This window comes from Rhizobium sp. ZW T2_16, assembly GCF_044987325.1.
GTDB lineage: Bacteria > Pseudomonadota > Alphaproteobacteria > Rhizobiales > Rhizobiaceae > Neorhizobium > Neorhizobium cellulosilyticum.
In genome coordinates, this window is record NZ_JBJDRG010000004.1 from 139,648 (window position 1) to 151,140 (window position 11,493).

Consider the following 11,493-nt stretch of genomic DNA (forward strand, 5'->3'; position numbering starts at 1 on the left):
CCCTCTGGCAACAGGCAGTTATCTCCCAAGCCTCACGCGGCCCGGCGAACGCCCGCCATGTATTCCTCCAGTCCCTGGGCTTCCTCTGCCGTCAGGAACAATCCCTGCTTGGTACGGCGCCACAGCACGTCTTCAGCCGTGCGCGCCCATTCCTTTTCGATAGACCAGCGAACTTCCGCTTCGTAAAGCGTGCCGCCAAAATGCCGGCCAAGCCCCTCGATGGATCTGGCCTCTCCCAATATCGCTTTGGCATCGGTGCCGTAGCACTTGATGAGCCGCGAGGCTTGTCGCTGACTGATGAACGGATAGGCCGCCATCAATTTTCGCTCTTCTTCTATAGCCCCCGCGACTGGAAAATCCCCACCAGGAAGATGGCTCCTGGCCGTCCAGGGGCCGCCCTTTTCGCCGATCGTCTCGCCGATCTTTTCCAGCGCGTGTTCGGAAAGGCGCCGATAGGTTGTCAGCTTGCCGCCGAAGACGTTGAGCAGTGGCGCGCCATCTGCCTCGTCTACCTTCAGCACATAATCGCGGGTCGCTTCCTGCGCCTTCGACGCGCCATCATCATAAAGCGGGCGAACGGCCGAATAGGTCCAGACGATGTCGTCCGAGGTTACAGGTTCCGAAAAATACTCGCTCGCTGCACTGCAGAGATAGTCTATTTCTTCCGGACTAATCCTGACATCTTTCGGATCGCCTGGAAAATCACGATCGGTGGTGCCGATCAGGGTATAATCGGTCTCGTAGGGAATGGCGAAGAAGATGCGATTGTCCGGGTTCTGGAAGAAATAGGCTCTTCTGTCTTCGAACTTCTTGCGCACGATGATGTGGCTGCCCTGCACGAGCCGGACATTGTGGACATTGTTGCGACCAACCGCGTTCGACAGAACTTGATCCACCCACGGACCACCGGCATTGACCAGCATCCGAGCCTTGTGGCTGGCCGTCGTGCCTGACGCTTCGTCGCGAACCTCGATCTGCCATAAGCCGCCTTCGCGACGGGCCGAAACGACCTTAGCGCGGCTCATGATCATCGCGCCCTTCGATGCGGCATCGCGGGCATTAAGCACCACCATACGGGCATCGTCCACCCAGCCGTCCGAATATTCGAAAGCCTTTCCGAAGACCGGTTTCAGCGGCTTGCCGGCTGGATCGGTCTTCAGGTTCAAAGTCTTGGTCGCCGGCAGAAGTTTTCGACCACCGAGATTGTCGTAGAGAAAAAGACCGAGCCGGATCAGCCAGGCCGGACGCACGCCACCCTTCTGGTAGGGGAGCACGAAACGGAGCGGCCAGATGACATGCGGGGCCATGGCCCACAGCACTTCACGCTCCATCAATGCTTCACGTACCAAACGGAATTCGTAATGCTCGAGATAGCGCAAGCCGCCATGGATCAGCTTGGTAGCGCCGGAGGAAGTGCCGGAGGCGAAATCGTTCATTTCGGCAAGCGCGACGGAATACCCTCTACCCGCAGCATCGCGCGCGATGCCGCATCCGTTGATGCCACCGCCAATCACGAAGAGATCGAAAACCGTATCGCCTGACATTGCCTACCGATGGCCCCGCTCACTTTCGCATTGCACAAAATTATGCTTTTTACGAAACTGAATACAGTCTAAAATGAAAGAAAAACGAATGTCAAATGAAGATTGACGGAACGCAAAAATGAGACCGGATTAATGCGTCTCTATCAGTCGAACGTCGCTTTCGGCGCAGATTTTCCGAATCTCGGGCGATGGACAACAGTCGGTAATGAATGTGTGCACCTGCGAGATATGGCCCATGCGAACGGGCGCGGTTCGTTCGAACTTTGTGGCGTCGGACACGAGAATGACATGCCGCGCATTGGCAATGATCGCCTGCGCTACCTTTACCTCGCGAAAGTCGAAATCGAGCAGCGCCCCATCTGCGTCGATGGCCGAGACACCGATTACGGCATAATCCACCTTGAACTGGCGGATGAAATCGACAGCCGCCTCTCCCACGACACCACCATCCGAACCCCGTACGACGCCACCGGCAATAATGACCTCGATCGAGGGAAACACGCGCAACCGGTTGGCTACATTGATATTATTGGTAATAACCATCAATTCGCGATGATCAACAAGCGCATCGCCGACGGCCTCCGTCGTGGTGCCTATATTGATAAAGAGCGATGAATTGTCGGGAATGATCTCGGCGGCAGCCTTGCCGATCGCCTGTTTTTCGACTGCGGCCATCGAACGGCGCGCTTCGTATTTGACATTCTCGTTGCCGCTCGGGAACACTGCCCCACCATGGACGCGGTTCAACACCTTATCATCGCAGAGATCGTTCAGGTCCTTGCGGATCGTCTGTGGGGTGACCTGGAAATGCGCAGCCAGATCCTCCACCAGCACCTTACCCTGCTCCTTGGCGATCGCGAGAATCTCTTCCTGCCGGCTGGTTAGATGCATGGTGTTTCCACGGCTCCCTCGATTTTCGTTTTGCCATCACATTAGGACAAAACGAAACCGTGAACAATATGGGCTGGAGGGTGTGACTTGACGTTACCAGTTCGCTATTCCGGCGATGCCATGAGCTGCGGGCTGTCTTCTTTGACCGTTTGCATCACCACGTTTGTGGATGTGTTTGCCACGAAGGGAAGGGTTGAAATTTTCTCACCCAGTACGATCCTATATCGCCTGATATCTCTGGTGCGGACCTTCAGAAGATAGTCGAAGCGACCGGCGATCATGTGGCAGCCTTCGATCTCTCTGATTTTGCGAGCTGCATCGTTGAAGCTCTTCAATGCCTCCTCCCGTGTGTCGCTGAGTTTGACTTCAACGAAGGCAATGTGATCGAGACCGAGTTTTTGCGAACTGAGGATCGCTCTGAACCCTTCGATATAACCTTCTTCGATCAATCGACGCAGGCGCAATTGGCAGGGTGTTTTGGAAAGACCGATGCGGCTGGCAAGTTCTGTGATCGACAGACGTCCATCTGCTGAAAGCTCCTGCATGATCTTCTTGTCGAACTGGTCTAATTCGCTAGCCATGACGCCATATTCCAACTTTTCGCCGCTATTTGCCCGTGTATTTAGTCCAAACAAATAGATTAAGCTTGAAAACTGGGCAACGTGAAAATTCCGGCTATGTTATCTTCCGCGACTTGTTGAACTCCTACGACAACCGGGAACCGCCATGACGAACCCTCGCTCCTTCGACAAGAATACCGACGCATTCCCGGCATTTGAAAATTTTGCGCCCGCCCTGCGCCAGCAGAGCGAATTGCGCCGCGCCATCACCGCTGCCTACCGCAAGCCGGAGGGCGAAAGCGTTGCTGCGCTTCTGGTGGAGGCAACATTGCCGGAAGAGACGCGCCGCGACATTCGCAAGACGGCGAGCCAGCTGATCAAGGCACTCCGCGCAAAGCACAAAGGCACGGGCGTTGAAGGGTTGGTGCATGAATATTCTCTGTCGAGCCAGGAGGGTGTCGCCCTCATGTGTCTTGCCGAAGCACTGTTGCGTATTCCCGATACGGCAACCCGCGATGCGCTGATCCGCGACAAGATTTCAGACGGCGACTGGAAGTCCCATGTCGGCGGCGGCCGTTCGCTTTTCGTCAATGCCGCCACCTGGGGCCTCGTCGTCACCGGCAAGCTTACCAACACGGTCGATGGCCGCAGCCTTTCTGCCGCGCTCACCCGGCTGATCGCCCGTTGTGGCGAACCAGTCATCCGCCGCGGCGTCGACATGGCAATGCGCATGATGGGCGAGCAATTCGTCACCGGTGAAACGATTGCCGAGGCGTTGAAGCGTGCAAAGCCGCTGGAGGAACGCGGGTTCCGCTACTCCTATGACATGCTGGGCGAGGCTGCGACGACCGCGGCAGATGCCGAGCGCTACTACAAGGATTATGAAAAGGCGATCAACGCCATCGGCCTCTCGTCTGCCGGTCGCGGCATCTATGACGGTCCTGGCATTTCCATCAAGCTCTCGGCACTGCACCCACGTTATGTCCGCGCACAGGCCGAACGCGTCATGGGCGAACTCCTGCCGAAGGTGAAGGCTCTCGCTAGCCTGGCGAAAAAATACAATATCGGCCTCAACATCGATGCCGAGGAGGCTGACCGTCTCGAACTGTCGCTCGATCTTCTGCAGAGCCTTTGCGAAGATCCTGATCTCGCCGGCTGGGAGGGCATGGGCTTCGTCGTGCAGGCCTATGGCAAGCGTTGCCCGGCCGTGCTCGACTTCATCATCGATCTTGCCCGCCGCAACAATCGCCGCATCATGGTGCGCCTCGTCAAGGGCGCTTATTGGGATGCGGAGATCAAGCGCGCCCAGGTGGACGGACTGGAAGATTTTCCAGTCTTCACGCGTAAGGTCCATACCGATGTTTCCTACATTGCCTGTGCCCGCAAACTGCTGGCGGCGACCGACGCTGTATTCCCGCAATTTGCGACCCATAATGCGCAGACTTTGGCGACGATCTATAATATCGCCGGGCCGGAATTCCAAAGCGGCAAATACGAATTCCAGTGCCTGCATGGAATGGGGGAGCCGCTCTATGACGAGGTTGTCGGCACAAGCAAACTTGGCCGCCCCGCACGTGTCTACGCTCCCGTCGGCACCCATGAAACATTGCTTGCCTATCTGGTTCGACGCCTCTTGGAAAACGGCGCCAACTCCTCCTTCGTCAACCGCATCGGCGACAAGAACGTTTCGGTAGATGAACTGGTGATCGACCCAGTCGATGTGGTTCGTGGCATGGCTGAGATCGGCGCCCGTCACGATCAGATCGCTCTCCCCCGCGATCTTTATGGTGCCCGGTTAAATTCCACCGGGCTGGATCTCTCAAACGAAACGACGCTTGCGGAACTCTCCACATCGCTGAAAAACTCGTCCACCCGTGAATGGACTTCCGCTTCAAGTTTGGAAAATGCTGGAGCCAGCCGTCCGGTGCTCAACCCTGGCGACCGGCGCGATGTTGTCGGCACGGTCACCGAGATCACGGAAGCCGGCGCCGGCAAGGCCATGACAATCGCCACGAGTGCAGCCGCGGGCTGGGCCGCCACGGCTCCCACAGACCGTGCTGCCTGCCTGGAGCGCGCAGCCGATATCATGCAGGCTCAAATGCCGGATCTGCTCGGCCTCATCATGCGCGAAGCCGGCAAGTCCATGCCCAACGCGATTGCGGAAGTACGCGAGGCAATCGATTTCCTTCGTTATTATGCCGAACAGGCGCGCCGCACGCTCGGCCCGGGACATCGTCCACTCGGCCCTGTCGTCTGCATCAGCCCATGGAACTTCCCGTTGGCGATCTTCACCGGCCAGATTGCCGCAGCGCTGGTCGCCGGCAATCCGGTTCTGGCTAAGCCCGCGGAAGAAACTCCGCTCATCGCCGCGCAGGGCATCCGCATTCTGCACGAGGCCGGCATTCCCGCCAATGCTCTTCAGCTGCTTCCGGGTGATGGTCGCATCGGTGCGGCACTCGTTGCAGCACCGCAGACCTGCGGCGTCATGTTCACCGGCTCCACTGAAGTGGCGCGTCTCATCCAGGCCGAACTGGCCCGCCGTCTGCTGCCAAACGGCAAGCCGATCCCGCTGATCGCCGAAACCGGTGGCCAGAATGCGATGATCGTCGATTCCTCGGCGCTCGCCGAGCAGGTCGTTTTCGATGTCATCGCGTCAGCCTTCGACAGCGCCGGCCAGCGTTGCTCGGCACTGCGTGTTCTCTGCCTGCAGGAAGACGTCGCAGACCGCATCCTTTCCATGCTCAAGGGCGCACTGAAGGAGCTTTCGATCGGTCGCACCGACACGCTGAATGTCGATATCGGCCCCGTCATCACTGAAGAAGCCAAGGGCAATATCGAAAAGCATATCGAAGCCATGCGCACGCTTGGCCGCAAGGTTGAGCAGTTGCCGCTCGGCCCTGAAACAGCAAACGGAACCTTCGTTGCCCCGACGATCATCGAGATCGGCTCGCTGAAGGATCTTCAGCGCGAAGTCTTCGGTCCGGTCCTGCATGTCGTACGCTACAAGCGCGATGATCTGGAACGGTTGATCGAGGATATCAACGGTACCGGCTACGGCCTGACTTTCGGCCTGCATACGCGCCTCGACGAGACGATCGCGCAGGTGACCGGCCTCATCCGGGTCGGCAATATCTATGTGAACCGAAACGTCATCGGCGCTGTCGTCGGCGTTCAGCCGTTTGGCGGACGCGGCCTGTCCGGGACAGGCCCGAAGGCAGGAGGTCCGCTTTATCTCGGCCGTCTGGTCGACAAGGCCCCGGTTCCGCCACGCCACAGCTCGGTCCATACCGATCCCGCACTCACGGATTTCGCCCGCTGGCTCGGCCAGCGCGGACGCAACAAGCTGGCACAGGATGCCCGCGAGACGGGCGCCGTTTCCGCACTTGGCCTGCAAACCGATCTCGCCGGCCCGGTCGGTGAACGCAATATCTACGCGCTTCACCCGCGTGGCCGCGTCCTGCTTGTCCCACAGACGGAAATCGGCCTCTATCGCCAACTCACCGCAGCGCTTGCTACGGGGAACGAGGTCGCAATCGATGCTGCTTCAGGCCTCAAGGCTTCGCTCGGCGATCTGCCGGCAAACGTCGCTGCGCGGATCACCTGGAGCGAGGATTGGGCCAAGGATGCCCCCTTTGCCGGTGCACTGATCGAGGGCGAAGGCGAGCGTCTCGTCGAAATCACGAAGAGGATCGCCGCGCTGCCAGGGCCACTCGTTCTCGTTCAAGCCTCACCCTCGGCAGAACTTGCGATGGATTCTGAGGCCTACTGCCTGAACTGGCTGCTTGAGGAAATCTCCACGTCAATCAACACGACCGCTGCAGGCGGCAACGCCAGCCTTATGGCGATCGGCTGATAGGTCATCTGGAAAGTCAACGCACCCGGTGTGAAAACCGGGTGTGACCTCACCAAATATATTCGACATCCGGCGTGGTCTTCGTTTCAAGATATTCCGTCAGCCGCTCCACGATCTGCCCGCAGGACAACACAAGATGTTCACGGAGGCGCTCACCTGCGTCCGTACTCCTGCCGTCCAGTATAAGGGTGATGATCTCGTTGTGATCATGCATGAAGGTTTCGATAGTCGGGTTGTCGGATAAGGTGACCTGCAGATATTTTCCGCAGATATAGGTCGGTGCAGTGCGGGAAAGCGCCTCGATGATTTCCGGATTGGGACAATATCCGAGGCATCGCTGATGAAGATCGTTTTCCAGCCTATCAAGATCGACGATATCCAGAGCAGGCGAGACGGCAATCGCTTCGCCAAGACGACCTCGCATGTCTTTAAGTTCGCTGCGCGGTATCAGCGATGCTGCGGCCTCCAGCGCGATCGGCTCCAGGATTCGCCGCAGGTCATAGAGATTTCGGCAACGTTCGACATCAAGGCCGACGATCTGCCAGTGTCCGCCGTTTCCCCGCGCAACGATCCCGAGCTTGTTGGCCCGGAAGATGAGATCGCGCGCCACCGTCCGGCCGATGCCGAAATGCCGGGCAAGCGCCAGTTCGTTTACACGCAGATGCCCGGACATCGAGTGCAGGATCAGTTCGCGCTCGATCCTGAAATACAGTTCGTCAAGAGCGCTCTGGTTTGCATCGATCTCGCCGTCGCCCAGCGTCAGATGATCAGCAGTCAGCGTAAAACGGAAAGGTTCGCTATCGTTTCCAACTACGAACCCCTGCCCGTCATGAGGGCGCACGCTGCCCTGCGCCTCCAGGATTTCGAAAGCCTGTTTCACCGGAGAGCGGCTCGACCCGAAGATCTTGGCGACTTCTGCTATCTTGATGATCGCGCCGGTAACGATCCGCTCGTCACGGATTGCCCCATCGAGATGTTCGGCTATGCGCCGATAGGCCGGCTGTCGCTCCAAGTCTCGCTCCGATTGCAGTCTGACATCAGGTGATCGCACCAAGCTGCCAAGGTACGAATTCGTTATTGCCGTAGTCATAGATTTCGCTGAGCGTCCGCTGGCCCGAAGCGACCGCGATCAGCGTCTCGAAAATCCGCTCGCCGGCTTCTTCGATGCTTTCGCGCCCGTTTACGATATCACCGCAATTGACGTCCATGTCCTCACTCATGTGTTCGAACATTTCCGTATTGGTTGCAACCTTGATCGTCGGCACCGGCTTGAAACCGGAAACGGAACCACGGCCGGTGGTGAAGATCAGCATATTGCAGCCACCGGCGATCTGGCCGGTCACCGCGACCGGATCGTAACCGGGTGTATCCATGAAGACGAAGCCGGTTTCGTCAATGATCTCCGCATACTCATAGACCGCCTGCATCGGCATTGAGCCGCCCTTGGCGACCGCTCCCAGCGATTTCTCCAGGATCGTCGTCAGGCCACCCGCCTTGTTGCCATGCGACGGGTTGTTGTTGAGTTCGGCACCGTGGCGCGACGTGTAGTCGCCCCACCATTCGATCCGGTCTATCAGCTTCTGCGCAACTTCCGGCTTTACCGCACGCATGGTCAAAAGATGTTCGGCGCCATAGATTTCCGGCGTCTCGCTCAGGACAGCCGTGCCGCCGTGCTTGACCAGAAGATCGGATACATGGCCGAGAGCGGGATTGGCGGAAATGCCGGAATAACCGTCCGAGCCGCCGCATTGCAGCGCCAGCTTCAGCTTGGAAAGCGGCTGGGTCGTCCGCTCCAGCCCTTTAAGTGCATCGAGCATTTCGACGATGATTGCAGATGCGACCTCGACCGTCTTGCGGGTGCCGCCGAGCTGCTGGATCGTCATGGTTCTAAGGAACTGGCTTTCCTCCAGCCCGTATTTCTCCTGGATCAGCGAGATCTGGTTCACCTCGCAGCCGAGGCCGATCATCAGGATACCGGCAAAGTTCGGGTTGCGCGCATAACCGCTCAGTGTCCGGATCAGATATTCGTAACCTTCGGTACCGGTACCGATCGCACAGCCCTGCCCGTGCGTCAGCGCAACCACGCCGTCGATGTTGTCGTACCCCTTCAGGCCGCCGCCGCGGTTGAAATGATCGGCAATCGCATGGGACACGGTGGCGGAACAGTTCACCGACGAGATGATGCCGATATAGTTTCGGGTGCCGACCTGGCCGTCCGGCCGCAGATAGCCTTCGAAGGTCCGGCGTTCGGCGTCCGGCACAAAATCGATCACCGGCACGTGCGACGAGAAATGGTGAGTCACGTCGCTGTGCTGCATGGCGATGTTCTGCAGATGGACATGGTCGCCGGGAGCGATATCGCAGCTGGCGATGCCGATCGTCTGGCCGTATTTCGTCGCGGCCTCACCCTTGGCGATTGCGCGGATCGCGATCTTGTGACCGCGTGGAATGACTGCTTCAGCCACAATTCCGTCGACGCCGGACGCTTCGCCAATCGCGATCTCACGTCGGGCTACGGCAACATTATCCTGTGAATTCAAGAGAATGGCGGCTGGAATATTCGAGCCGGCCTGGACATCAATTTTCATCTTATCCTCCCAAAGAAAGAAATTGACTTTGTCGACAAAAGTCGTTTCACTGAGTCTATCGAACTGTCAAGGAAAATAATCGGTGATTTTGCCCCGTTGATCTGTCCACAACCCGCGTGATCACGTACAAAAGATCCGGTAGCTGTCCACCAGGTCTAAGCTCCTGAAATCGCATCTCTTGGCGGCGTCCGACTTGCATTTAGGCTGAAAGTTGAAGATGCCGCATGACGTGGGATGCTTCATCCTTAATTGCGTCTTCCGAAGAACCGGATTGCTGCGCTTTTGACGCCCCTGCGCTACGCTTGAACCCCTCGCGCTGTGTAGCGCATCGTGCGATGCAGGCAGCGATTGCAAGCAGATGCGATCGGATGGATATGGGCCACTCATCCTTTTCATGGGTCCGACATTGATTAATCCATTGCTATCTTGAAGCGGGCGCTTGCGCTAAGGAGTTCGCCGTCACCCAAGGTTCCAAATCCGGTACCGCAAGCCCCTTCCGCTTTCGAGGACTTGCTTCATGTGGCTCGCCTTCTTGCCGCAGCAGCGTCGGGCTTGGGGCATCATCGCCTAAGGGTAACGAAAGCTCGGACGGTAGGTTCGTGGGCAAAGTTAAAGGCAGGGTGACAGCTGTTCTATGATTCAACACCAAGAGTGGTCTGGTCGATATCAGCCATTTCGATGTAACGATCTCTCATCGTCGTCGCGGCCTATGCAGGCGTTTTACCCAACAGCTTTACTGCGCCCTTAGAGGCGCGGTGTTTTCGAAGATCGTGCTCATTGCTAGTTTCGAGGGGCGATATGTTTGGTCGGTATTAGGTCTTCATCCAACAGCGTTCAGCTATCCCCAACTAAAAGTTACCGCTCGAACGTTAATGGAGAGCGGAAAACCTTTCGATGAAACTGCAAGGCGGCTGCTTGAAAGACTGGCGATCGAGGATGACGCCGGGTCGCTGCCGATCCTTTGCAACGGATCTGGACACAAGGACGATCCATTGTCCCCGGCAGGCTTAGGTTTTTAGAATCCTAACAAGCAGATCCATTTGGAACGGCGAACTCGAGATTGGAGATCTAGTAGATGAGAGCCATCTGTTCGGCTCAAAGAGCCACGGCGCGCATTCCAGCGCATGAAGATATCCAATATGATCTTGATGGATACCCACGCGCGCTCGACTTCTCGGCTATTCGCTTGGGTTTCGAGACGCGGTTATTCTGGAGAGGACATCGACGATATAATGAAAGTGTATGGACCTGGTGCTAACCGAACGGAACAATGAGAAACGGCGGCACCCTCGCCACTCGTTTCAGCGGTCGTCTGCTTTTGCAATTCGCTCTCGAACTTTTCGTCTAGTGGCCTCATGAAGACGACTTTCTCACCTCCCCGATCCCCGTCAGCTTGATCCGCAGCCGCAGGAGGGTTGATTCGACCCAATTCTAGCCATTAGTGTGCCTGTTCTAGTCGCTATTGGTTCAACGCTGACAGGAATGACGCATGGAAGCTGACCCCAAGATCACATACTCTTCCCGCTGCACGAAGTTTGCCAAGGATGGCCGGGTGGTTGAAGTTAACATTTTCCGACTTGAGCTCGAAACTGGATGGAATTTAGAAGTTGTGAACGAGCACAACACATCGACCGTTTGGGACGATCCATTCGAGACAGACGAGGAAGCTTACGCGGAATTCCTCTCCACTGTGGAAGAGGAGGGTATGGCCGCATTTGAAGACGTACCGACGGTAGTTCATTGACATTAGTGCGTCACTATCGTTTTCGGCGGGTTTAGCAAACTGAAGGCTCGTCTATCCGAAATGAGTGTTCGGCCCCTCGCTGGTCTGACAAAGCGCATCAACAATCACAAATCGCATAATGAGAAACCTTAGCGGGAACTAATAGGCGAGCGTGTGGTTCGGCGGACGTGAACGGGCCTCAGGCATCCTGATCCACCTCCAGAAGTCCCCAAGTGCAGGTTCGGTCCCCCTCAGATCGGGCCTGCCCGCCCGGCTTCGGAGATCCCCAAACCTCAACTAGGCGCTCGTTCCGGGGCTCTTTTTGTTCCAGGTG

Annotated in this window: 7 protein-coding genes; 2 read left to right on the top strand and 5 right to left on the bottom strand. The window is 57.4% G+C overall.

Translation table 11 applies throughout. The annotated features are described in order from the left end of the window. Positions 1-32: 32 nt before the first annotated feature. The 3 genes from ACI3K0_RS13550 to ACI3K0_RS13560 form a co-directional block, all read right to left on the bottom strand. Positions 33-1,544: a glycerol-3-phosphate dehydrogenase gene (locus tag ACI3K0_RS13550; protein WP_206827843.1), complete on the bottom strand. Its 1,512-nt coding sequence runs from the start codon at positions 1,542-1,544 to the stop codon at positions 33-35. 129 nt (positions 1,545-1,673) lie between these two features. Beyond that, entirely contained in the window at positions 1,674-2,435 is a 762-nt protein-coding gene (locus ACI3K0_RS13555; protein WP_206827844.1) for a DeoR/GlpR family DNA-binding transcription regulator, read from the bottom strand. A 104-nt stretch (positions 2,436-2,539) separates the two neighbouring features. Then, complete coding sequence (locus ACI3K0_RS13560; RefSeq protein WP_148144759.1) at positions 2,540-3,016, bottom strand: Lrp/AsnC family transcriptional regulator; 477 nt, start codon at positions 3,014-3,016, stop codon at positions 2,540-2,542. Between the two features lie 145 nt (positions 3,017-3,161). On the opposite strand from ACI3K0_RS13560, the gene putA reads away from it, so the two are divergent. After that, positions 3,162-6,848 (top strand): trifunctional transcriptional regulator/proline dehydrogenase/L-glutamate gamma-semialdehyde dehydrogenase, encoded by a 3,687-nt coding sequence (putA, locus tag ACI3K0_RS13565; protein ID WP_404945432.1) that lies wholly within the window; start codon positions 3,162-3,164, stop codon positions 6,846-6,848. Positions 6,849-6,897: 49 nt separating this feature from the next. Here the strand turns inward: putA and ACI3K0_RS13570 are convergent, their stop codons facing one another. Together ACI3K0_RS13570 and ACI3K0_RS13575 are read right to left on the bottom strand one after the other, a co-directional pair. Next, positions 6,898-7,860 carry an FCD domain-containing protein gene (locus ACI3K0_RS13570; RefSeq protein WP_404945433.1) on the bottom strand — a complete coding sequence of 321 codons (963 nt, stop codon included), beginning with the start codon at positions 7,858-7,860 and terminating at the stop codon, positions 6,898-6,900. Between the two features lie 25 nt (positions 7,861-7,885). Continuing rightward, positions 7,886-9,436: a UxaA family hydrolase gene (locus ACI3K0_RS13575; RefSeq protein WP_404945434.1), complete on the bottom strand. Its 1,551-nt coding sequence runs from the start codon at positions 9,434-9,436 to the stop codon at positions 7,886-7,888. 1,489 nt (positions 9,437-10,925) lie between these two features. Between ACI3K0_RS13575 and ACI3K0_RS13580 the strand changes: the two genes are divergently transcribed. Beyond that, the gene (locus ACI3K0_RS13580) at positions 10,926-11,180 is read left to right on the top strand and encodes a hypothetical protein (protein WP_404945435.1); all 255 of its coding nucleotides are present in this window, start codon (positions 10,926-10,928) and stop codon (positions 11,178-11,180) included. Positions 11,181-11,493: the final 313 nt, after the last annotated feature.